This window comes from Blautia luti (assembly GCF_033096465.1).
Taxonomy (GTDB): Bacteria; Bacillota; Clostridia; order Lachnospirales; family Lachnospiraceae; genus Blautia_A; species Blautia_A luti.
This window is the reverse complement of the sequence record NZ_AP028156.1, coordinates 2,498,602-2,521,711: the sequence shown is the minus strand read 5'-3', so window position 1 is coordinate 2,521,711 and position 23,110 is coordinate 2,498,602. Positions and strand designations below refer to the sequence as shown.

21 protein-coding genes are annotated in these 23,110 nt (G+C 40.4%); 19 read left to right on the top strand and 2 right to left on the bottom strand.

Annotation, left to right across the window (positions count from 1 at the left end):
- Window positions 1-28: 28 nt before the first annotated feature.
- From R8695_RS11640 to R8695_RS11625, 4 genes are all read left to right on the top strand, one after another.
- On the top strand, window positions 29-1,618 hold the full coding sequence (locus tag R8695_RS11640; protein ID WP_154780981.1) for an AAA family ATPase: 1,590 nt from the start codon (window positions 29-31) through the stop codon (window positions 1,616-1,618).
- A 49-nt stretch (window positions 1,619-1,667) separates the two neighbouring features.
- Window positions 1,668-2,429, top strand: coding sequence for an inositol monophosphatase family protein (locus R8695_RS11635; protein WP_154780982.1), 762 nt, complete (start codon window positions 1,668-1,670; stop codon window positions 2,427-2,429).
- A 25-nt stretch (window positions 2,430-2,454) separates the two neighbouring features.
- Window positions 2,455-3,813, top strand: a complete 1,359-nt coding sequence (locus R8695_RS11630) for an MFS transporter (RefSeq protein WP_167829787.1) — start codon at window positions 2,455-2,457, stop codon at window positions 3,811-3,813.
- 79 nt (window positions 3,814-3,892) lie between these two features.
- Window positions 3,893-4,915 (top strand): alpha/beta fold hydrolase, encoded by a 1,023-nt coding sequence (locus R8695_RS11625; protein WP_154780983.1) that lies wholly within the window; start codon window positions 3,893-3,895, stop codon window positions 4,913-4,915.
- A gap of 119 nt (window positions 4,916-5,034) precedes the next feature.
- On the opposite strand, the gene R8695_RS11620 is transcribed toward R8695_RS11625, so the two are convergent.
- Window positions 5,035-6,375 carry an MATE family efflux transporter gene (locus tag R8695_RS11620; RefSeq protein WP_022380953.1) on the bottom strand — a complete coding sequence of 447 codons (1,341 nt, stop codon included), beginning with the start codon at window positions 6,373-6,375 and terminating at the stop codon, window positions 5,035-5,037.
- Between the two features lie 450 nt (window positions 6,376-6,825).
- On the opposite strand from R8695_RS11620, the gene R8695_RS11615 reads away from it, so the two are divergent.
- From R8695_RS11615 to R8695_RS11580, 8 genes are all read left to right on the top strand, one after another.
- Window positions 6,826-7,098, top strand: a complete 273-nt coding sequence (locus tag R8695_RS11615; protein ID WP_154780984.1) for a hypothetical protein — start codon at window positions 6,826-6,828, stop codon at window positions 7,096-7,098.
- Between the two features lie 29 nt (window positions 7,099-7,127).
- A complete protein-coding gene (locus R8695_RS11610; protein ID WP_020994048.1) occupies window positions 7,128-8,150 on the top strand; it encodes a transglutaminase domain-containing protein in 1,023 nt (340 codons plus the stop codon).
- On the top strand, window positions 8,134-8,310 hold the full coding sequence (locus R8695_RS11605) for a hypothetical protein (protein ID WP_154780985.1): 177 nt from the start codon (window positions 8,134-8,136) through the stop codon (window positions 8,308-8,310). Before R8695_RS11610 ends, R8695_RS11605 begins: the two co-directional genes overlap by 17 nt.
- Before the next feature lie 26 nt (window positions 8,311-8,336).
- Entirely contained in the window at window positions 8,337-8,993 is a 657-nt protein-coding gene (locus tag R8695_RS11600) for a methylated-DNA--[protein]-cysteine S-methyltransferase (RefSeq protein ID WP_154781003.1), read from the top strand.
- A 594-nt stretch (window positions 8,994-9,587) separates the two neighbouring features.
- Window positions 9,588-12,209 (top strand): cation-translocating P-type ATPase, encoded by a 2,622-nt coding sequence (locus R8695_RS11595; protein WP_154780986.1) that lies wholly within the window; start codon window positions 9,588-9,590, stop codon window positions 12,207-12,209.
- A 166-nt stretch (window positions 12,210-12,375) separates the two neighbouring features.
- The gene (locus R8695_RS11590; RefSeq protein WP_154780987.1) at window positions 12,376-13,734 is read left to right on the top strand and encodes an MATE family efflux transporter; all 1,359 of its coding nucleotides are present in this window, start codon (window positions 12,376-12,378) and stop codon (window positions 13,732-13,734) included.
- Between the two features lie 16 nt (window positions 13,735-13,750).
- The gene (locus tag R8695_RS17520) at window positions 13,751-13,996 is read left to right on the top strand and encodes an HD domain-containing protein (RefSeq protein ID WP_330585320.1); all 246 of its coding nucleotides are present in this window, start codon (window positions 13,751-13,753) and stop codon (window positions 13,994-13,996) included.
- A gap of 374 nt (window positions 13,997-14,370) precedes the next feature.
- Entirely contained in the window at window positions 14,371-14,874 is a 504-nt protein-coding gene (locus tag R8695_RS11580) for a gamma carbonic anhydrase family protein (RefSeq protein ID WP_118508512.1), read from the top strand.
- A gap of 279 nt (window positions 14,875-15,153) precedes the next feature.
- On the opposite strand, the gene eutJ is transcribed toward R8695_RS11580, so the two are convergent.
- Window positions 15,154-15,990 (bottom strand): ethanolamine utilization protein EutJ, encoded by an 837-nt coding sequence (eutJ, locus tag R8695_RS11575; RefSeq protein WP_154780988.1) that lies wholly within the window; start codon window positions 15,988-15,990, stop codon window positions 15,154-15,156.
- A 314-nt stretch (window positions 15,991-16,304) separates the two neighbouring features.
- Between eutJ and R8695_RS11570 the strand changes: the two genes are divergently transcribed.
- From R8695_RS11570 to iadA, 7 genes are all read left to right on the top strand, one after another.
- Window positions 16,305-17,276: an ABC transporter substrate-binding protein gene (locus R8695_RS11570; protein ID WP_154780989.1), complete on the top strand. Its 972-nt coding sequence runs from the start codon at window positions 16,305-16,307 to the stop codon at window positions 17,274-17,276.
- The gene (locus tag R8695_RS11565) at window positions 17,254-18,042 is read left to right on the top strand and encodes an ABC transporter permease (RefSeq protein ID WP_118508513.1); all 789 of its coding nucleotides are present in this window, start codon (window positions 17,254-17,256) and stop codon (window positions 18,040-18,042) included. Before R8695_RS11570 ends, R8695_RS11565 begins: the two co-directional genes overlap by 23 nt.
- Window positions 18,043-18,113: 71 nt before the next feature.
- On the top strand, window positions 18,114-18,722 hold the full coding sequence (locus R8695_RS11560) for an ATP-binding cassette domain-containing protein (protein WP_154780990.1): 609 nt from the start codon (window positions 18,114-18,116) through the stop codon (window positions 18,720-18,722).
- Window positions 18,723-18,734: 12 nt separating this feature from the next.
- Window positions 18,735-19,769 carry an alcohol dehydrogenase gene (locus R8695_RS11555; RefSeq protein WP_118508480.1) on the top strand — a complete coding sequence of 345 codons (1,035 nt, stop codon included), beginning with the start codon at window positions 18,735-18,737 and terminating at the stop codon, window positions 19,767-19,769.
- Between the two features lie 134 nt (window positions 19,770-19,903).
- A complete protein-coding gene (locus R8695_RS11550) occupies window positions 19,904-20,032 on the top strand; it encodes a hypothetical protein (RefSeq protein ID WP_279238221.1) in 129 nt (42 codons plus the stop codon).
- Window positions 20,033-20,354: 322 nt separating this feature from the next.
- A complete protein-coding gene (gene yfcC, locus R8695_RS11545) occupies window positions 20,355-21,875 on the top strand; it encodes a putative basic amino acid antiporter YfcC (RefSeq protein ID WP_154780991.1) in 1,521 nt (506 codons plus the stop codon).
- A gap of 32 nt (window positions 21,876-21,907) precedes the next feature.
- A complete protein-coding gene (gene iadA / locus R8695_RS11540) occupies window positions 21,908-23,065 on the top strand; it encodes a beta-aspartyl-peptidase (RefSeq protein ID WP_118508514.1) in 1,158 nt (385 codons plus the stop codon).
- The last annotated feature ends 45 nt before the right edge of the window (window positions 23,066-23,110 follow it).

Below are 23,110 nucleotides of genomic sequence, written 5' to 3'. Positions count from 1 at the left end.
GCTGTTTTTTGATTGTGGGGTGTAAGGAATGGGTAGATTTGTAAATCCTGATAACAGTGCATTTCAGGTGGCACTGAATTCTCCGATATATGTGGATAAAACCGGATTGTTGGAATATACAAACAGCGTACTTAATACAACAGAAGCTTATATCTGTAACTGCAGACCACGCAGGTTTGGAAAATCATATGCTGCAAATATGCTGGCCGCTTATTATAGTAAAGGCTGTAATTCCGAAGAAATGTTTTCAGGGCTGGATATAAGCAGGGAATCGGATTTCAGGACTCACCTTAATAAGCATGATGTGATTCATCTTGATATTCAGTGGTTTCTGGCAAACTGCGATGAAGTGGATAATGTTGTAGCGTTTATCACGAAATCAGTACAGGATGAATTAAGAGAGATTTATCCTGGTGTCTTGCCTGAAGAGGAGATAAGTTTGTCAGAATGCCTTTCACGTATCAAAAATGATGTGGGTCAGAAATTTATTGTAATTATTGATGAGTGGGATGTTTTGATCAGAGATGAAGCTGCGAATAAAAAAGTACAGGAAAAGTACATTAATTTCCTGCGGGCAATGTTCAAGGGAACGGAACCGACAAAATATATTCAGTTAGCGTATCTTACAGGTATTTTGCCGATAAAGAAAGAAAAAACGCAGTCTGCATTAAATAATTTTGATGAATTTACAATGCTTGATGCAGGAGTGATGGCGCCATATATTGGATTTACAGAAGTTGAAGTGAAGGATCTTTGCGAAAGATATCACAGAGATTTTGAAAAAGTAAAATATTGGTATGATGGTTATTTGCTGGAGGACTATCAGGTATATAATCCTAAAGCAGTAGTAAGTGTTTGTGTGCGGGGCAGGTTTAGAAGTTACTGGTCTGAGACTGCTTCTTATGAAGCAATTGTTCCTTTTATCAATATGAATTACGATGGTTTGAAAAACGCTATAATTGAAATACTTTCCGGTGCTTCGATTAAAGTAAATACATCTGCTTTCAAAAATGATACGGTGAATATACAAAGCAAAGATGATGTACTTACGTATTTGATCCATCTTGGCTATCTGGGATATAACCAGAACAGAAGAACTGCATTTGTTCCAAATGAAGAAATCCGGCAGGAGCTGACTACGGCGGTTGAGAGTAGAAAATGGAATGAGATGATTACTTTTCAGCAGGAATCAGAACATTTACTGGAGGCTACGCTGGACATGGATGAAGAAGCAGTTGAAGAGGGAATTGAGAAAATCCATACAGAGTATGTTTCGAATATTCAGTATAATAATGAGAATTCTTTGAGCAGTGTACTTGCAATTGCATATCTGAGTTCAATGGAATATTATTTTAAACCAGTTCGTGAACTGCCGACAGGACGTGGGTTTGCAGACTTTGTATTTATTCCAAAACCAGAATACGTTTCCAGTTATCCGGCGCTTGTCGTAGAACTTAAATGTAATAAGAATGTCAAGACAGCATTACAGCAGATTAAGGAAAAACAATATCCGGATTCAGTTCTGGATTATACCGGAGACATTTTACTGGTTGGGATAAACTATGACAAGAAGACAAAAGAACATCAGTGTCTGATTGAAAAGTATGAGAAATTATAAAAGTATTGATAAAAAGGAAACCATTTTCTATTGAGAGGTGACAGATAATATGGAACTAAAGGAGAAAACTCCACATACGATATTAAATGAAATAATTGAAGCGGCAAAAGAATGCGGACAGGTTATGCTTCAGGCGGACAGGGAAAATTTTGGCATTAAGGATAAGGCAGGAAAAGCAAATTTTGTTACGAAGTATGATTGCAAAATTCAGAAAATGCTGGAGAAAAAGTTGTCTGAGATTCTTCCGGAAGCGGAGTTTTTGGGGGAAGAAGAGGATTGCCAGATTAACAGAAATGCAGAATATATTTTTGTGGTGGATCCGATTGATGGAACTACCAATTTTATTAAAGATTATCATATGAGCTGTGTATCTATTGGATTGATTCGAAATGGAAAGAGATATATGGGAGTCGTGCATAATCCGTATCTTAATGAAACTTTCTATGCGATTTCCGGTGAGGGTGCATATATGAATGGAAATGCGATTCATGTATCGAAGGATGATCTGGCAAACAGCATTGTTTTGTTTGGTTCATCACCGTATAATACGGAGCTTGCGAAGGCATCCTTTGAATTAGCTTACGAATATTTTCAAAAATGCCTTGATATCCGACGAAGCGGATCTGCAGCACTTGATTTATGTGCCATAGCATCAGGAAGAGCGGAAATTTATTTCGAGCTTATTTTATCTCCATGGGATTTTGCGGCAGGTGCACTTATTGTTGAAGAAGCAGGCGGAATTGTGACGACTGTTGAAGGAGAAGAACTTCCATGCCTGGAAAAGAGTTCGATTCTTGCAAGAAATAAGTAGTAGTTCTGAAATCTGGAGGTGCACGGTGAAAAAGTTAACAACAGGGAAAATATGGCAGTTTGCAGCCGGACAGTTTGGATGGGCGATGTTGTCCGGGATTATTTCTAACTGGCTTGTATATTTTTATCAGCCGGATAAGACAGCCATCAGTCAGGGACAGACAGTGTTCATTCCACAGGGGCTGGTGGTCTTTGGCATATTTACTATTATTGGCGGAATTACAGCTTTCGGAAGGATTTTTGATGCTTTTACAGATCCAATGATCGCCTCTTTATCTGACAGATGTACGTCAAAGAATGGGCGAAGAATTCCGTTCCTGAAATGGGCATCTTTACCGCTGGCGCTTTCTACAGTACTGGTTTTCTGGTCACCGGTTAATAAAAACAGCTGGATCAATGGAGTGTTTTTGCTGATTATGATTCTGGCGTACTATCTTTCCATTACTGCTTACTGTACACCATATAATGCGTTGATTCCGGAGCTTGGACATACCCAGCAGGAAAGACTTAATATTTCCACAGTCATTTCCTTTACATTTATTGCCGGAACTGCAGTGGCGTATCTGGCACCTACGATATGGGGGATGTTTATTCCTGCTTTTGGCAGAGTTGGTGCTATCCGTATGACCTTTACTTTGATGGCGGCTATAGCGTTTATCTGTATGCTTGTGCCGGTATTTTGTATCCGTGAAAAGGATTATGTAGATACGGTTCCTGCAAAAGAGTCAGTTTTTGGATCTCTTGCAGCTACTTTTAAGAATGGAGAATTTCGCAAGTTTGTGGCATCTGATATTTTCTACTGGATTGCACTTACCATGTTTCAGACAGGTCTTCCATTTTTTGTCACCAGTCTTTTGAAACTTCCGGAAACAATGACAACTCTGTATTTTGTGGGAATGACAGCGTTGTCCCTTGTATTTTATATTCCGGTAAATAAGCTTACTCCTAAACTTGGAAAGAAAAAGATGATCTTGTTCGCATTTGCAGTATTTAGTCTTGCTTATTTTTATACCGGATTTATGGGAAAAATGAGTTTTATTCCGGCATCGGTGCAGGGACTGCTCCTGACAGTTGTGGCGGCCCTTCCTATGGCAATTTTCGGAATTCTTCCGCAGGCTGTTGTGGCAGATATTTCGCAGAGCGACTCGATTACATCAGGAAGCAATCGTGAAGGAATGTTTTATGCGGCGAGAACATTTGCGTTTAAACTTGGGCAGAGTATTTCTATGTTGATATTTACAGCAGTCTCGACGATAGGGGCAGCAGAGGGAACTGGTTATAGAGTTGCTGCTTTTGGGGCAGCAGTATTCTGTTGTATAGGTGGAATTATACTGGTATTTTATAATGAGAAAAAGATTAATGGGATTATTAACAGGCACCAGTAAAGATTATAATACAGGTATGTATCGAATGGTGAAAAGCAGATAGCAATAGAATTATGAAAAAGTAACAGGAGTACATACAATGGAAATAATACATGAGAATGAATATGTGTATAAAATGAATGATGAAATAGAACCATATCTTGCAACGCACCGTCAGGAGGGATACATTCCTGGTGCAGAGGATCATCTGCATCGAAAAGATATGGGGATAGTGGGGAAAATTCATGTACAGCGTTACCTGGCAGAGAAGCCGAAAGGCGTTATTATAATCAGTCATGGCTTTACAGAAGCAGCGCCGAAATATGATGAGATGATTTATTATTTTCTGAAGGCTGGATATCATGTGTATATGCCGGAACATATGGGACATGGACAAAGTTATCGTCTGACAGCAGATTCATCTCTTGTACATATAGATACCTGGAAGCGATATGTGAGAGATTTTTTGAAAATATGCCATGTAATTAAAAAAACATATCCTGAACTGCCGTTAGTTCTTTTTGCACATTCTATGGGTGGGGCGATTGGCACAATTGCAGCTGCATGGGAGCCGCAACTGTTTCAGAAGATTATATTGAATTCTCCTATGCTCCGCCTGCTTACCGGAAATGTTCCCTGGCCATTGGTGATTGCTATTGCACAGACGAAGTGCCTTTTGGGAAGGGAGGAAGACTATGTGACTGGTCAGAAGCCTTATGATGGTGGTGAGACTTTCGAAATCAGTGGATGTACTTCCAGACCGAGATTCGAAAAATATAATGAGCTGTGTAAAGAGAATAAAAAATTCCAGGTTAGTGCAGCTTCTTATGGGTGGCTTCTGGCGTCTGTAAAAATGAGTTGGTACATAAAATATTATGGATGGAAAAAACTGACAGCACCTGTTTTGCTATTTCAGGCAGAAAGAGATGATTTTGTATCTGTAAACGCATTGAGAAAATTTGCAGAGAAAATTAATCACAGAGGAATTACTTCCTGCGAATATGTTTACCTGCCGGGAACCAGACATGAGACCTACCGCAGCGATGACAGGACGATGGAAATGTATTTAGATAAGATTATGAAGTTTATGGATTCAGGCATGGTATCTGACAGTTGTACGTGATTCGTATCTTAATGAAATTTTCTATGCGATTCATGTATCGGAGGATAATCAAATAATGGAAATGGTTTTCTGTTATCAGCATCTCTACTAAGAGAACTGATAACAGGAAACCATTTTTATTATTTGGCTGAGTTTTTATTTAACAGCCGGAAACAGATTACAAAAAAGATAATTCCATATACAGTTGTGATAGGTGTCGCCATTCCAACATAAGTCAGAGATGTTTCCGGTAATCTCGACATAATGATAGATACCGGAATTCGGATGCAGAATGCGGAAGTGATTCCCTGGATCATAACAGGAATACTTTTTCCACAGCCATTAAAATATCCGATACTGCTGAAAAGTACACAAGTCAGTATACAGTCGGCAGAGAAACCTTTCAGGTAAGCGGCACTCTGCGCGATTACCTCGGAATCATTGGTAAAGAAAGAGGATAATACTCCGCCTCCGAAGAATCCTACCATAAAGATGATGATTCCAACGGAACATCCGGTAATAATTGCAGTGTAAAAACCCTTCCATGCCCGGCTTTTCTTTCCGGCACCGATATTCTGCGCAACAAATGCTGATACACTCTGCATGATAGAGGACGGAACCAGCATAATAAAGGAAACGATTTTCTGTGCAATTCCATATCCGGCAGATGGCATCAGACCCATCTGATTGATAACAGAATTTACGACAAGAAATGAAATCTGAACCGTTGTCTCCTGAAGTGCAATCGGCACACCTACGTTCAATATTTTCCCTAACTCTTCCTTATAAATCCGACATTGTTCTCTGGAAAATTCTATAGGCATATCCTGCTTTCTTAATACAACGACAGAACAGACGACAGAGACAAACTGTGCAAATACAGTGGCAATGGCGGCACCTGCAACATCCATGTGAAATACTCCAACCAGAAGCAAATCTCCCAGAATATTTATGACACAGGCAATTCCTACGAATAGAAGTGGAAGGTTTGCATTTCCCACACCTCGCAGCACACCGCTGATTACATTGTATGCAATGATAATAACGATACCGGCAGAACAGATTCTGATATAAAGAATTGTTTTGTCAAAGGATTCAGCCGGTGCCTGTAAAAGATGCGCAATTCCTCCGGCGGCAAATTCCAGTACAAATGTCATGATGACAGCAATGATCAGAAAAAGAATGATCGTAGTTCCGACCGCATTTCCTGCTTCTTTTGGTTTTTGTTCTCCGATGTGATGCCCGATTATTACGGTGGAGCCCATTGCAAGACTTGTAATGATAAAAGTAGCCATCTGCATAAAGGAACTTCCTGTTCCTACTGCGGAAATACTCGAGGCATTTCCGAATTTTCCAACAATCAGCAAATCAACTGCGCCATACGCAGCCTGCAGGATCAATGCTCCAAGTACGGGGATAGCAAACCGAAGCAAAGACTGGAACACAGGTCCTTCTGTAAAACTTATTTCTTTTTTCGACATTTTTTCCTCCTGAGAATGTGGCTTGAATGATTCAGATAGGCAGATATTATATCTGAAGCATTTAGATATTATCAGTATAACATAGTTATTGCGCACATTCTACTGTCACGTTGATAACCTTGTAAGTCTTGGAGTTACTGTGTTACTGTTTACTCAGTGCCTTGTAACAATCGTTACTGTTCACTCCGTTCACAGTAACGTAGCCAAAATTCATTCCAGATTGCCAGCGACAATGGAATTTTGGCATATTCATGCCAAAACACCTCGCGGGATAGTGATGTGTGAACAGTAACTAACAATCTTTTTCCATATCAAATAAGCTCCATATTCTGATTGCGAATATCAGTTGGAGTATGTTACTATAAGAAAAAACATAGCTATATCATATGATTTTTAACGAGGTAAATCAGATGGCTGGTGACACAGAAACATGATAAGAAAGGCAAAAACATGGCATCAGAAAGAACAGAAGAACTATACAGGGTTTTGCTCAGCAAGGGCTATCCGAAGGAGTTTTGTGCAGAGATCGCATATAAAAATATGAATACAGATTATACCGCAACCAGAATGCTGGGTTATTTGTATCGGTATACAAATCCTAAAATCGAAGATCTGGTAGATGAGATGCTGGCGATTTTAAGTGACAGGGCACAGATAATAGAGAAAAAGGAATCTGAATATGCGCAGGCAGTGATCAGTGAAATGTACCGGAAGGGATTATAAGTGACGAAGAACTTGGAGATAAGATAACAATGGAGCAATATTATTACAACCATATGAATAAGGCGCAGCAGGCTGCATATCACAGCATTCTTAGTGGTGTGAAAAACCTGGCGGATGAATTTCAGATTCCGGCATTAGAGGGAGAAGAACTTTATAATGTATTTTTTCAGATGCGTCTGGATCATCCGGAGATATTTTGGGTGAGCAGTTATAAATACCGGTATTATAAAGACTCGCCGAATCTGATTTTTATTCCGGAGTATCTTTTTGATAAAAAGAAGATTTGTGAACATCAAAAGGCTATGACTGCCAGAGTTGAGAAGCTGATTCGTCCGGCTCAGAAGCTGTCTGAGTGGGAGAAAGAGAAGTATGTACATGATTTTATCTGTGAAAATATCCGCTATGACAAACTGAAAAAATCATATTCCCATGAAATTATCGGACCGTTGGGGCAAGGCGTTGGTGTTTGTGAGGGAATCGCAAAAGCAGTAAAGGTTTTGTTAGATGCACTGGGAGTCTGGTGTGTGATTGCAATCTGTGGAAATAATCCTGAGAAGGGGATTAAGTATCGCCACACATGGAATATCGTAAAAATAGGAGGTACATATTATCATCTGGATGCGACCTTTGATAATACCCTGGGGAAAGATCGTGAGACTTCTGAAATCCGCTATGATTATTTCAATCTGGATGATTCACAGATTTTCAGGGATCATGAGCCTCTTATTGCGCCGGCGCCTCACTGCGGTGATCATGAGCACTTTTACTATAAGGAGAAGAAGCTTTCTTTTACTAAGAAAGAGGATGTGTATAAACGTTCTTTGCAGGCGGCGAAGAAAGGCAGGGTACTTATTTTTCACTGGAGAGGCGGTTATCTGACAAAGGAAGTACTGAAGGAATTGCTGGAGCTTATCCGGAAAGCAGGAGATGAGAAAGACAAAACAGCAATGGTCAGCATAAACTGGCCGCAGGCAGTTATTCGTGTTCAGTATACGGATATGCAGGTACAGGAGAGTGTGACAATAGAGGAAGCGAATGAAGGGGAAAAATAGATGTGATAAACAGCTTGACTTTTTCCGTGTGAGGATAGAGCAGGAACAGTATAGGAAAGCTATATCATGTATGGAAGAGGAACAGTATGATAAGGCAATAATTTTGTTTGAGGGACTTCCAAGAGATTATGAAGATGCCAGAAATAATTTCAGGGAATAAGGGTGAAATAAATGAATCAAAATTGCATGATTACACGAGAAGCAGCGTTGGAATTCGGTTTATCATTTCAGAATACATATACGGAAAGACCTTTCCGTGACCAGAACTGGCAAGTGGTAAGAGCGAGGGAAAACAAAAAAATTTTTTTATGGATCTATGAACGAAACGGTTATGTTAATCTGAATGTAAAGGCAGATCCGGAGTGGCGTGATTTTTGGCGAAGTGCCTATGAATCTGTACAGGCTGGTTATCATCAGAATAAGGAACATTGGAATACCATTATTCTAAATGGGACGGTACCGGATAAAGATATTAAAAGAATGATATCCGAAAGCTATGATCTCGTAACATACAGCCCGACAAAGAAGATTTATGAGGCAGTGAAGCAAATTCCGAAAGGATGCGTTGCAACTTATGGTCAGGTTGCCGAAATGGCAGGGAATCCGAGAATGTCGAGAGCGGTAGGGAATGCCCTCCATAAGAATCCGGATCCGGAGCATATTCCCTGTTATCGGGTAGTGAATTTCAGAGGAGAACTGTCAGGGGCTTTTGCCTTCGGCGGTAAAGATGTACAGAAAAAGCTACTGGAAGCAGATGGAATTGAGGTTGTCAATGGAACGGTGGATTTAAAAAAATATGGATTGACGCAAAGAGATGATAAACTGTGGAAAAACAGTAAGTAATCATCCGTATCTGTTTTTTCGATTTTTATTCTGGTACAATCTCCTTAAAAATCAGGAGGCAGAAACTCCTGATATGTAAAAGTGTTATTTTCTATTTCCTTTTTTTAAATCTTTATAAATATTTTTATAAATGCTTTTCGGCATTGAAATCTCCCTTCTGACTATAGCAATCCTCTTATTAATACATTATTTACGAGGACTGCTGTAAATAGCATATTTAACCGAATCAAGTAACTCCCCTGCGGGGGGGGGGGCGAAAAGCAATAAGCAGTGTGTTAGACTTGCCTGTATCAGGATGAAAGTATTATTTACAACAGAATATTACAACAGAATATTTACAAAATATCTTGACAGAAGTATTAATTTTGTTATAGTATTAGACCCAATAAAGGGGAGTAACCTACGTTTGAAAATCTGCGTTTGCAGTGTCGTCAGTACGGTGGAGACATCCGGCGTTGCAAGGAAATGGTGAGACTTTTATTGCATTTTTTGTTATGCAATAAGGGTTTCTTTTTTTATATCATTTTATTAAAAAATCCTTCATTGCATAAAAATTAAAAGCTGTTGAATGTTTATAAAAAGGAGGCAAAAGCAATGAGGGAAATCTATCAGCAAACGGTAGAAGAAGTTCTGGATCACGTGGAAAGCTGGGAATCAGGGCTTACCAGTGAACAGGTTAAAAGATCCAGAGAGAAGTGTGGATGGAATGAGCTTGCAGAAGGAAAGAAAAAAAGTATTTTACAGATTTTCTTTGAGCAGTATAAGGATTTTCTGGTGCTGATTTTAATTGCATCGGCGGTAATATCCGGTATGCTTGGAGATGTGGAAAGTGCAGCGGTTATCGTGATCGTTATTACGATTAATGCGATTTTGGGAACTGTGCAGACAGTAAAGGCTGAGCAGTCACTGCAGAGTCTAAAAAAGCTTTCCGGGCCGGAAGCAAAAGTATTGCGTGATGGTGTGGCTGTCCAGCTCCCGGCAAGAGAGCTGGTTGTGGGAGATGTGATTCTGCTGGAAGCAGGAGATATGATTCCGGCAGATGGAAGACTGATTGAAAATGCAAGCCTTAAGGTCGATGAAAGTGCCCTTACAGGTGAAAGTCTTGCGGTTGAAAAGAGTATGGACCCTATTCTGGCAGAAGCACCCCTTGGTGATCGGACAAACATGCTGTTTTCCGGCAGCTTTGTCACATATGGGCGTGGCAAAGCGGTTGTAACAGATGTAGGTATGCAGACAGAGGTTGGAAAGATTGCGGGACTTCTGAAATCGACTTCTGAAAAACAAACGCCACTTCAGGCGAATCTGGATGACTTTGGAAAAAAGCTTTCCATCCTGATTCTGATATTTTGCGGAATTCTGTTTGCAATCAATGTATTCCGTGGTGAGAAAATCAGTAGTGCATTTATGTTTACAGTAGCGCTTGCAGTTGCAGCAATCCCGGAAGCATTAAGTTCTATTGTGACAATCGTTCTTTCTTTTGGAACACAGAAGATGGCAAAGGAGCACGCAATCATTCGTAAGCTTCAGGCTGTGGAAGGTCTTGGAAGTGTATCTGTTATCTGTTCGGATAAAACAGGAACGCTCACACAGAACAAAATGACAGTGGAAGATTACTATATTGATGAAAAAAGGATTACTGCAGATGCAATTAATGTGGAAGATCCGGCACAGAGATGTCTTTTGGATTACAGCATTTTATGTAATGATTCAACAAATGAAAATGGAGTGGAGATCGGAGATCCGACGGAAACGGCATTGCTCAATCTTGGCAGCAGATACGGAATAGAGGCTGCAGGCGTAAGAAATCTTTATCCAAGAGAAGGTGAGCTTCCCTTTGACAGTGACCGTAAGATGATGTCAACACTTCACAGGATCGATGGTGAGAACCGGATGATCGCAAAAGGGGCTGTTGACCGGCTTCTGGAACTGACAGAGAAAATCTGGACGAAAGACGGAGTTCGGGAAATTACAGAAGCAGATAAAGAAAAAATAAAACGTCAGAATCAGGAATTTTCAATGGAAGGGTTACGGGTACTGGCATTTACCTATCGCGAAATTACGCAGAACCATGTATTGACGATGGAAGATGAGAAGCAGTTGGTATTTCTTGGCCTGATCGCTATGATGGATCCGCCCAGGGAAGAATCAAAGGCTGCAGTTGCAGAATGTATAAAAGCAGGAATCAGACCGGTTATGATCACAGGAGATCATAAGATCACAGCAGCGGCAATTGCAAAGAGAATAGGGATTTTACATGATCTGTCGGAGGCCTGTGAGGGTGCTGAGATTGAAAATATGAGTGATGAGCAGCTGAGGGAATTTGTCCCGAATATTTCTGTGTATGCAAGAGTGTCACCGGAGCACAAAATCCGTATTGTCCGTGCATGGCAGGAAAAAGGGATGATCGTGGCAATGACCGGAGATGGCGTGAATGATGCTCCGGCGTTGAAGCAGGCAGACATTGGTGTTGCAATGGGGGTGACCGGAACAGAGGTTGCAAAGGATGCCGCAGCAATGGTGCTTACAGATGATAATTTTGCAACAATTGTAAAAGCAGTGGAAAATGGGCGAAATTTATATCAGAATATCAAGTATGCGATTCAGTTTCTCCTGTCAGGAAACTTTGGCGCGATTCTGGCAGTTCTTTGTGCATCGCTTGCAGGACTTCCGGTTCCCTTTGCACCGGTGCATCTGCTGTTTATCAATCTTTTGACAGACAGCCTTCCGGCAATCGCACTGGGTGTGGAACCTCATAGCAGTGAGGTGATGAATGAGAAACCAAGATCTGCAGACGAGTCAATACTGACAAAGGATTTTCTTGGTAAGATCGGGCTGGAAGGTTTTGTGATCGGTGTGATGACAATGATCGGATTTTTGACAGGATATCACCAGAATGGCGCATTGCTCGGAAGTACTTACGCCTTCGGAACACTTTGTCTGGCACGTTTGTTCCATGGATTCAACTGCAAATCAGATCATCCGGTTATCTTTACAAAACGTTTCTTTAATAATAAATGGCTTCAGGGAGCATTTGCACTTGGAGCAGTACTTATTACAGCAGTACTGACAGTTCCGGGTCTTCATCTTCTGTTTAAAGTGGAGACATTGAATCTGATGCAGCTTGGATGTGTATATCTGTATGCGTTTGCCAGTCTTCCAATCATTCAGCTACTTAAATGGATACGCATGAAATTAAGAAAAAGAGAAGAAAGATAGTTTTGGAAACAGCAGCTATATACAAGGCTGCTGTTTTTGAGTATAATGATAGAAATAAGCAGTGTAAATTGAGGGAGGATAATTCAAATTCTTCTGCAATGTATATTTTTTAGGAGTTGAGAAACGTGTGATAAAATAAAGAAAAAACGGGAAGGTATCAAGAATTATGAAAAAGGATTCAAGAATGACAGAGGGAAGTATCTCCGGAAAGATTATTTTTTTTGCCATTCCACTGTTTCTCGGAAATCTGTTTCAGCAATTGTATAATACAGCAGATTCCCTGATCGTAGGCAATTTCCTTGGAAGCAATGCGTTGGCTGCAGTCAGTTCTTCCGGAAATCTGATTTTTTTGATGGTGGGGTTTATCAATGGAATTGCTATGGGAGCCGGAGTTGTTGTTGCCAGATATTACGGGGCAAAAATGAAGGACTGCCTGCAGAAAGCAATCCATACAACGGTAGCGTTTGGACTTGTGGCCGGTGTAGTGTTGACGATTATGGGAATGTTTCTGGCCCCCAGGATCCTGGTACTGATGGGAACACCTGCCGATGTGCTACCGGAGTCCATCGTGTATTTCCGAACATATTTTGCAGGATCCATAGGGGTTGTTATGTATAATATTTTTGTTGGAATCCTGCAGTCTGTCGGAGATAGTCGCCACCCACTGATTTATCTTATCATCTCCTCCTGCATTAATGTTGTACTGGATATTTTTTTTATTGCAGGCCTTGGTATGGGTGTTGGTTCAGCTGCACTGGCAACAGCTATTTCTCAGTTTGTCAGCGCCATTCTTTGTATGATCCACCTGATGCGTGTGGAAGAAGAATATCGGTTAGAGTTGAGAATGATCCGTTTTGACAGACATATGCTAAAACAGATTATTCAGAATGGCGTGCCGTCCGGGTTTCAGAATTCAGTGATCGCTATTGCAAATGTTTTTGTACAGTCAAATATCAATGCATTTGGGAAAATGGCAATGGCAGGCTGTGGTTCCTATTCAAAGGTAGAGGGATTTGCTTTTTTACCGGTAACATGTTTTACAATGGCTCTGACAACTTTTGTCAGCCAGAATCTTGGTGCCAGACAGTATGAACGTGCGAAAAAAGGTGCAAGATTTGGAGTCATTTGTTCGGTGATCATTGCAGAGCTGATCGGTATTATCATATATGCGGCGGCACCGGTACTGATCGCTGCTTTTAACAGAGATCCCAGTGTAATACATTATGGTGTGATGCAGGCGAGAATAATTGCGTTGTTTTATTGTCTGCTGGCATTTTCGCATTGTATTGCAGCAGTGCTACGCGGATCCGGTCATGCGGCAGTCCCCATGATAGTCATGCTTTGTGACTGGTGCCTGTTTCGTGTAAGCTATATCACGGTAGCAGTCCGCCTTATCTCAGATATCCGGGTGATATTCTGGGCATATCCACTGACCTGGAGCATCAGCTCTGTAATTTTCCTATATCTGTTTTTGCGTGGAAAATGGGTATACGGATTTGAGAAAGAAAATAATAAGCAATATTAAACAAGGAGAAGATGATATGGATAGTCGAGCATTTCTGGATTTTCTTAAAGTGGCGGAAAAATTAAAATGTAACACCAGACATTCTTACACCTCCTCCTGGAGGTGTGAGAGTGTTGCAGAGCATAGCTGGAGACTTGCAGTGATGGCTTATTTTGTACAGGATGAATTTCCGGAAGCAGATATTGATAAGGTAATACAGATGTGCATATTCCATGATATGGGGGAGGCGATTACAGGAGATATTCCGGCATTTTCAGCATAATGAGGCTGACCTTTCTACCTGGATTCCACTGGAATATGATCTTCAGATGACATACGGAAATAAAGAATGCAGCTTTTCGGAATATATGAAAGAACTGCGGGATACAGTAAGGGAAGATTCAAAAAAGAAAGTCCGGCAGGAAAAATAAGTAATACAATGGATGGAGAATAATTCAAATGATAGTTAACAGGTGTTCAGAAAATTTACTTAAAAAATTATATGAGAATTACAGGGTCAACTGTACAGTTGTCCAGAGAATGCTAGAAAAATATAAAAAGATATATCCCAATATTTTTGATTATTCTATTATGCATTTTATAGATATTGCGGAATTTTGCGATTTAACCGAATCAAGAAGGCAGGTATTTCAGAAAATGGATTATAAGAGTGTAAAAATATCAGAAGATGCAAGAATTGCAAGGCAGTCAGTGGTTATTGGAGATGTAACTATCGGGCGTGACAGTTGTGTTCTTCATTATGCTGTGATACGTGGCGATGATGCTCCGATCGTGATTGGTGAGGAATCTAATGTTCAGGAAAACTGTACGATTCATGTAAGCCGTAATATGCCGGTACATATTGGGAATAATGTGACAGTTGGGCATAATGCTGTGCTTCATGGATGTATGATCGGTGACCGTACATTGATTGGAATGGGAGCGGTTGTTCTTGATGGTGCCAGAATAGGTAAGGATTGTATCATAGGAGCAGGAAGTCTTGTGACAAAGAACACAGTGATACCGGATGGTTCTCTGGTGATGGGAAGTCCTGCAAAGATTAAACGAAACCTTACATGGGAAGAAAAGCTGGGAAATCTTGAAAACAGTAAAGAGTATGTTTCTGTGTCTGCCGAAATGCAGAAGCAGGGGGTATTGTAAAAATCGGACAATAAAAATATCCCCGGAACTTCATGTAAAAACAGTGGAGTTCCGGGGATATTTATGTATATCAGACAGTAATCTTAAACCAGTCTTTTTCTTCAAAATCTACTACTGTGCAGTCATTTGCATAAGTGCATTCCGGAAGAATGATCATGGCAAGGAGTACTTCATTGTTTAAAGGAAGAGGACATAAATGCCAGCAGCATTGATTTTTGTTGCTTTTAGTTCTCTTATGGTATAATACCCCCTTATATAGTATTTTATGAAAAGTTTTGATTATTTTTTTTGTGTGACCGGTGGAAGATCACAGTGATAAGCGATACCCAGTGGGGTTACCAGCAGAGGATGGACCGGACGATAAACAGGCAGACCAAGCTTTTTTTCAAATACGCCTGTGAAATCTTCAAAACTTGCGGAACCGCCTACAACATATACAGCGGGTACCTGGTAGCCTGTGAGAAATTTCTGAGTGATCGTGGCCATTTTTTCTACAGTTGCTTTGATCACAGGGAAAATTTCAGCTTCTTTTGAACGATCAGTTTTTAAAATTTCAGCTTCTTCGTATGGGATGTTATAGTGTCCTGCTACAGTCATGGTCATGTGACTGCCGCCAGTAGCTTCATCGTCTGTGTAGATTACTTTGCTGTCTTTGAGAATACTGATTCCTGTAGTGCCTCCACCTACATCCACTACAGCGCCGTCTGAAATCTTAAGTACAGCAGCTGCAGCGGTGGGTTCGTCTACGATATTGGAAACCTCAAAACCTGCACCCTCCAGCACATATTGGATACTTTTTGAACTTCCTTCGGAAACTCCGGGTGGGATTGCAGCTGCAGCGTAAGGAAGCTCAGTTTTCAGTTTTTCTTCAAGTTCAGTCTTCAGCCGTGTAACAAGCTGAACGGATTCATAATAATTGACGATCACGCCGTCTCTGATAGCCTGGGAGGGAGCGGATATGCCGGCAATCGGACGGTTGGTAGTGTCTACAACTGCCAGAACTGTATTAGCTGTACCCAAATCCACACCTACTTTCAGGCGGCCTTTGAATTTTTTGCATTCACCGGTTTGAACAAGATCGGCGAAATTTGATAAAGTTCTGTTTTTCAATTCCATATCTGTATACTCCTGATATTTTATTTTATAGATGAGATCGTTTGATATTGTTACTGCTCATTCCGTTTTCAGCAACATGTTTTTCGATTTTTGCTGTTTCAGAAATAACAACAAAAAATTGCAAACAGATATTATATATTATAGAATAATCAGTATGGAAAAGCAACAAAATATGCCGTCAGGTTATGAAAAGAATAGAAAAATTATTGGTAAATATCAAAGTTTTCATTAAATATTTTTTATTGTGTGATAAAATAATTCCATGAACTTAAATACTTCTTGAATTCTCAAATAAAGAAAGGATGCGGAGAAAAATGAAAAAAAAATTAATGGTTTGGACAATGGCTTTATGTATATGTGCAGGGCTGACCGGCAATACAGGAGTGATTAATGTATTTGCCTCTGAAGAAGATCCGGATACTGTCCGGATAGGAGCATTGAAAGGACCGACTGCGATGGGAATGGCTCAGCTTCTTGATGCAGACGGATATGATTTTACGGTTGCTGCATCTCCAGATGAGATTGTTCCGATGGTAGTGCAGGATAAGCTTGATATTGCAGCTGTTCCTGCAAATCTTGCAGCAACATTGTATCAGAAGACAAATAAGGATGTCAGTGTTCTGGCAGTCAATACTCTGGGTGTTCTTTACCTTGTGGAGAATGGAGACAGTGTGAAATCTGTGGAGGATCTGAAGGGAAAAACCATATATGCCAGTGGAAAAGGCGCAACTCCGGAATATGCCCTGAATTCTGTCCTTAAGGCGAATGGAATCGATCCTGAGAAAGATGTGACTGTTGAATATAAGTCTGAGCACGCAGAGGTGGTTTCAGCACTTGTGCAGGATCAGACAGCAGTCGGACTTCTTCCGCAGCCTTTTGTAACTACGGCTCTGATGAAAAACGATAAGCTGAAAGTTGCCCTGGATCTGAATAAATTGTGGGAAGATTCTATGGATGACGGAAGTAAACTTGTGACAGGTGTTGTGATTGCAAACAATGAATTTGTTCAGGATCATGCAGATAAGGTAAATGACTTTATGGATGTCTATAAAGAATCTGTGGATTTTGTCAACAGTGACACAGAATCTGCGGCTCAGATCATAGGAGATCATGACATTATTACAAAGGAGGTTGCGCAGAAAGCAATCCCTGACTGCAGTATTGTATTTATTGAAGGCGATGAGATGAAAACCATGCTTTCAGGATATCTGGCAACTTTGGATGAGCAGAATCCTGAGATTATAGGAGGACAGTTACCAGATGATGCATTCTATTACAAGAGATAGAGCAAAAACTGACAATGGAACAAAATATACAGGAATCCGCATAGTGGCAGTGTTTTTCTGGATCACAATCTGGCAGTTTGCAAGTATGTATTTGGGACAGGAGATCCTTCTGGCATCTCCTGTTTCTGTTGTCCGAAAGCTTTTTGAACTGATTTTTACCGGAAATTTCTGGCAGTCTGTTGGATTTAGTTTTGTGCGTATTGTGACAGGATTTCTTCTGGCTATGTTTCTGGGAATCTTTCTGGCAGTGTTGGCATATTGGTCAAAAACAGTGGAAATCCTGATAGCGCCTGTAATTGCAGTGGTCAAATCTACACCTGTGGCGTCTTTTATCATTTTGTGCCTGATATGGATACCTTCCAGAAATCTGTCAGTTTTTATTTCTTTTCTTATGGTCCTGCCTGTGATATATACAAATATCCTTGAGGGAATACGACAGACTGACAGTAAGATATTGGAAATGGCAAAAGTATTTCAGGTGAATCCCGAAAGAAGGATTAGATATATTTATGTATCGCAGGTACTGCCTTATTTTCTTTCTGCATGCAGGCTTTCACTTGGGATGTGCTGGAAAGCAGGAGTGGCAGCAGAGGTTATCGGAGTACCCTCAGGTTCTATTGGTGAGAAACTGTATAATGCAAAAATATATCTGAATACTCCCGATCTTTTTGCGTGGACGATTGTGATCATTGTGATAAGTTTTGTATTTGAAAAGTGTTTTCTTGGAATTGTAAGCAGAGTAGTTTATATAATAGAACATAAATAACGGAGATTTTGATTTATGGTAATTCTCTTAAATGCGTTATTTACGAGGTTTGTTACAGGTGGAGAAAAGATATGGATATAAAGGTAGATCATGTCAGTAAAGCATACGGAGAGCAGCAGATACTGAGAGATTTGTGCTGTGTTTTTCCAGAAGGGAAAACCACTTGTATAAGAGGAAGATCCGGATGTGGAAAAACTACACTGATACGGCTTCTTCTGGGGCTGGATATTCCGGATAAGGGAAAAATAGAAGGGATAAGTGACAGGAAGATCAGTGCAGTATTTCAGGAAGATCGCCTGTGCGAAAATCTGAGTGCTGCTTCCAATATAAGACTGGTATGCGCAAAAACAATATCAGACAGAGAACTGGAGGAAGCATATAAAGCAGTTGCACTTACTGAGGTATGGCAGAAACCGGTTCGTGAATTAAGCGGAGGAATGCGCAGAAGAGTGTCTATCCTGAGGGCATTGCTGGCTGATTCAGATTGTGTGATTATGGATGAACCTCTCAGAGGTCTTGATGAAAAAACCAGAATAAAAACAATTGATTATATTTTGAAAAAGACTGAGGGAAAGACATTGATTTTTGTTACCCATGAAGAACAGGAAGCAGTTTGGTTAAAGGCCGACGAAACATTAAAATTTATGAAGGATCATCTGATAAAATGGTCCGGAAAGTGATGGGATAAAATAATGCAGACTTATACATATGTTTCAAAGGGAAAATTTGAATTAATGGAAAAACCAAAACCAGTACTTATGCATGAACGGGATGCAGTTGTAAAAGTAACGCTTGCCAGTATCTGTTCAAGTGATCTGCACATTAAACACGGAAGTGTTCCCCGTGCAGTTCCTGGTATAACTGTGGGACATGAGATGGTAGGTATTGTTGAATCAGTTGGAAGTGCTGTAACTCATGTAAAACCGGGAGATCGTGTGACTGTAAATGTAGAAACCTTTTGTGGTGAATGTTTTTTCTGCAAAAAAGGTTATGTAAATAACTGTACAGATGAGAATGGCGGATGGGCTCTTGGCTGTCGTATAGATGGTGGTCAGGCAGAATATGTGCGTGTGCCTTTTGCAGATCAGGGACTGAACAAAATTCCGGAAGGAGTTACTGACAGACAAGCTTTGCTGGTAGGAGATGTTCTTGCCACCGGTTATTGGGCTGCGCGTATTTCTGAGATCACAGAGGAGGATACTGTGCTGATCATCGGAGCCGGTCCTACAGGGATTTGCACTTTGCTAAGTGTTATGCTGAAGAATCCAAAGTGTATTATTATGTGTGAAAAAGATGAAAACAGAATTCATTTTATTAATGAACATTATCAGGAGGTTCTTACTGTCTCGCCGGAGGAATGCTTTGATTTTGTCCAGGACCATAGTGATCACGGCGGAGCTGATGTAGTTCTTGAGGTTGCGGGAGCGGAATCTACATTTCGTCTGGCATGGGAATGTGCAAGACCAAACGGGATAGTGACTGTGGTTGCACTTTATGATAAGGCTCAGACTTTGCCACTTCCAGATATGTATGGTAAGAACCTTACATTTAAAACCGGTGGAGTGGATGGATGTGATTGTGAGGAAACCCTGAAACTGATCGCAGAAGGTAAGATTAATACAGAACCACTTATCACACATACCTATCCGCTTAGCAGAATCGAAGAAGCATATGAACTTTTTGAAAATAAGAGAGATGGTGTGATCAAAGTAGCGGTAGAGTGTTAGAATGATTTTTCAAACACACTTTAGCATGATTGCTGTAGATGAAATGAGAGAAATGAGCAGGTCGGTGAAAAAAATATCTGGAGCAGTTTCTTTTTGGAAAAAAAGGAATTAAGTAATGAGGAGATGACGAAGTCTTGAATAAAGTATATGAACAGGAAATAAAAATGTGGAATCAGGTTTTTAAAGAATGTACACCTGTAGATTTGAAAGTGGAAACTCCCTGGCAGGAAGGCATGAATCGTCTGTTAGTTTATGAAAGTTGAATAACTTCAAAAGAGGAAAAGCTTATGGTTACATTAAATGATTACCTGTATTCAGGAGATACGGTGTTAAATAAAAGGTTGTGTATCGGCTGAAAATAGTGCTGTGTCAGATACCTGCCTGGCAACGAAGGATAAGTATAACGCTCTTGTTTTTATGGCAGGAGCGTTATATTTTTGCATTATCAGAGCCAAATCCTATTTTTGATGTATAAAAATACAGGAAAATGACAAAAATTGATAAAATATGTAAATTTTTAGTTATATTTTAAGCATTCTATGGTACACTGGTATAGTATATCAAAAATGGGAGGGAAACTCGAAAATGAGCAAAAAAGAAGGAAAAGGGTTAAAATCTTTTAACAAGGGATTTCAAGTGCCTGACACCTACATTATTATCTTTTTAGTAGTTGTTGTCGCAGCACTTCTGACTTTCCTTGTACCAAAGGGATTTTACGAAACACAGGATATTTCGTACATGATCAATGGTGTTGAGAAAACCCGTACAGTAATCAAAGACGGAAGTTTCCAGTATCTGACAGACGATGCAGGAAATGTAGTAACAGAAGGAGTAGCACTCTTTAGTGGAGATGGTGGAACAGGATTCTTCAACTATATGTATAACGGAATCGTAAGTAGTTCTGCAATAGAGATTATCGCATTCCTTATGGTAGTAGGTGGTGCATTCGGTATCATGATCCGTACAGGTGCGATTGAATCCGGATTGATCGGATTGATCCGTAAGGCAAAGGGAGCAGAAAAACTGCTGATTCCGATACTTTTCGTACTGTTTTCTCTTGGTGGTGCAGTTTTTGGAATGGGAGAAGAAGCACTTCCGTTTACTATGATTCTTTGTCCGTTGTTTGTAGCAGTTGGATATGATTCAGTTATTGCAGTTCTTGTTACTTATGTTGCAACACAGATTGGTTTCGGTTCATCTTGGATGAATCCATTCTCTGTAGGTATTGCACAGGGTATTGCAGGTATTGATGTATTCTCCGGAGCAGGGTTCCGTATGGTAATGTGGGTAGTATTTACAGTTCTTGGCTGTGGAATGACTATGTTCTATGCGTCAAAGATCAAAAAGACTCCGACAATCTCAATCGCATATAAGACTGATTCATATTTCCGTGAGCAGAATGAAAAAACAGGAATTGACGAAGGACATTCATTTGGTCTTGGACACATTTTAGTTCTTATGACACTGGCTGCTACAGTAGTATGGGTAGTTTGGGGAGTTATGACTCAAGGATACTACATGCCGGAGATTGCTACTCAGTTCTTCATTATGGGAATTGTTTCCGGTGTGATTGGAGTTATCTTTAAACTGAACGATATGAAACTGAATGATATCGCAACATCATTCAAAGATGGAGCAAAAGACCTGATCGGTGCTGCACTTGTTGTTGCTATGGCACAGGGCATCATGCAGGTTCTTGGTGGATCTGATCCGACAACACCTACGGTTATTAATACAATTATGTATAATATTTCAAATGTACTGTCTGGAGTTTCCGGAGCAGTTGCAGCAGTACTTATGTATCTGTTCCAGTCCGTATTCAACTTCTTCGTTGTATCCGGAACCGGACAGGCTGCGATCACAATGCCGATCATGGCTCCACTGTCAGACCTGTTAGGTGTTTCACGTCAGACAGCTGTAGTTGCATTCCAGCTTGGTGATGCATTTACTAACCTGATTGTTCCTACATCAGGATGCCTGATCGGATCTCTTGCAATTGCAAAGATTGAGTGGTCTAACTGGATTAAATTCATGTGGAAATTCCTTGGCGTATTAATGATTGGTGCAATTATTACAATTCTTATTGCAGTTGGAACTGGATTCTAAAACATACATTTGATAATTGAGAGTGATTTATGATGAAATTAATTCAGAATATTGATGTCTATGCCCCACAGCATCTGGGGAAAAAAGATGTACTTATAATCAATGATAAGATTGTCAAGATTAAAGGTGCAGGTTCTATATGCGCAGACGGATTTCTTTCTGAGGCAGAAATGATCAATGGAGAGGGGTTACTTTTAACTCCGGGATTCATTGACTGTCATGTTCATGTACTTGGAGGCGGTGGTGAAGGTGGATTCGCCAATCGTACTCCGGAAGCAACTATGGAAGGACTTACGAAGTTTGGAGTAACAACAGTTGTTGGCTGCCTTGGAACGGATGGAATCGGTCGTGATATGTGTGCACTGGTTGCAAAGACAAAAGGATTGAATGAGCAGGGAATGTCTGCATACTGTTATACAGGCAGTTATCAGATTCCGGTTCACACGTTGACGGACAGTATTGTCAAAGATATTATGATGATTCAGGAAATCATTGGAACCGGAGAAATCGCGATCTCTGATCATCGTTCTTCACAGCCGACTTTTGAGGAATTTGCGCGTGTCGTTGCGGATACAAGACTTGGCGGTGTTCTTTCCGGGAAAGCAGGTATTGTAAATGTTCATCTTGGCGACAGTCCGAGATGCTTAGATCTTATTGAACGAGTGGTAGATGAGACAGAGATACCGGCTTCTCAAATACTGCCAACACATATCAATCGAAATGAGATGCTTTTTGGCAAGTCGATTGAGTATGCGCTGAAAGGCGGAGCAGTAGACTTTACCGGAAATGAAGATATTGACTATTGGGAAACTATCTGTGATGAGGTACGTGTATGTAATGGTATCAAACGGATGCTGGATGCAGGAGTAAATCCTGACCGCATGACAATTTCTTCTGATGGACAGGGAAGCCTTCCGATGTACAGTAGTGATGGCGAATTCCTTGGAATGGGCGTTGGACAGTCTAGCTGCCTTCTGAAGGAAGTAAAGGAATGTGTATTTAAAACAGAAATTCCTTTAGAAATAGCTATTTCTACAATTACATCTAATCCGGCAGATATTCTTCGCCTCAAAGGAAAAGGTAAGGTTGAAGAAGGTTACGATGCGGATCTTTGTATTCTTGACCAGGAACTTCAGCTTGTTGAAGTAATTGCAAAAGGGAATACAGTTTATACAAATAAAGTATATTGATGTTAAAAGCACCAGTCATTCAGTTGGCTGGTGCTTTTTGCAACG

Coding starts and splice junctions, on each gene's coding strand:
- R8695_RS11640 (WP_154780981.1), top strand. CDS start 29: ATGGGTAGATTTGTAAATCCTGATAACAGTGCATTTCAGGTGGCACTG.
- R8695_RS11635 (WP_154780982.1), top strand. CDS start 1,668: ATGGAACTAAAGGAGAAAACTCCACATACGATATTAAATGAAATAATT.
- R8695_RS11625 (WP_154780983.1), top strand. CDS start 3,893: ATGGAAATAATACATGAGAATGAATATGTGTATAAAATGAATGATGAA.
- R8695_RS11620 (WP_022380953.1), bottom strand. CDS start 6,375: ATGTCGAAAAAAGAAATAAGTTTTACAGAAGGACCTGTGTTCCAGTCT.
- R8695_RS11615 (WP_154780984.1), top strand. CDS start 6,826: ATGGCATCAGAAAGAACAGAAGAACTATACAGGGTTTTGCTCAGCAAG.
- R8695_RS11610 (WP_020994048.1), top strand. CDS start 7,128: ATGGAGCAATATTATTACAACCATATGAATAAGGCGCAGCAGGCTGCA.
- R8695_RS11605 (WP_154780985.1), top strand. CDS start 8,134: ATGAAGGGGAAAAATAGATGTGATAAACAGCTTGACTTTTTCCGTGTG.
- R8695_RS11600 (WP_154781003.1), top strand. CDS start 8,337: ATGATTACACGAGAAGCAGCGTTGGAATTCGGTTTATCATTTCAGAAT.
- R8695_RS11595 (WP_154780986.1), top strand. CDS start 9,588: ATGAGGGAAATCTATCAGCAAACGGTAGAAGAAGTTCTGGATCACGTG.
- R8695_RS11590 (WP_154780987.1), top strand. CDS start 12,376: ATGAAAAAGGATTCAAGAATGACAGAGGGAAGTATCTCCGGAAAGATT.
- R8695_RS17520 (WP_330585320.1), top strand. CDS start 13,751: ATGGATAGTCGAGCATTTCTGGATTTTCTTAAAGTGGCGGAAAAATTA.
- R8695_RS11580 (WP_118508512.1), top strand. CDS start 14,371: ATGGATTATAAGAGTGTAAAAATATCAGAAGATGCAAGAATTGCAAGG.
- eutJ (WP_154780988.1), bottom strand. CDS start 15,990: ATGGAATTGAAAAACAGAACTTTATCAAATTTCGCCGATCTTGTTCAA.
- R8695_RS11570 (WP_154780989.1), top strand. CDS start 16,305: ATGAAAAAAAAATTAATGGTTTGGACAATGGCTTTATGTATATGTGCA.
- R8695_RS11565 (WP_118508513.1), top strand. CDS start 17,254: ATGCATTCTATTACAAGAGATAGAGCAAAAACTGACAATGGAACAAAA.
- R8695_RS11560 (WP_154780990.1), top strand. CDS start 18,114: ATGGATATAAAGGTAGATCATGTCAGTAAAGCATACGGAGAGCAGCAG.
- R8695_RS11555 (WP_118508480.1), top strand. CDS start 18,735: ATGCAGACTTATACATATGTTTCAAAGGGAAAATTTGAATTAATGGAA.
- yfcC (WP_154780991.1), top strand. CDS start 20,355: ATGAGCAAAAAAGAAGGAAAAGGGTTAAAATCTTTTAACAAGGGATTT.
- iadA (WP_118508514.1), top strand. CDS start 21,908: ATGAAATTAATTCAGAATATTGATGTCTATGCCCCACAGCATCTGGGG.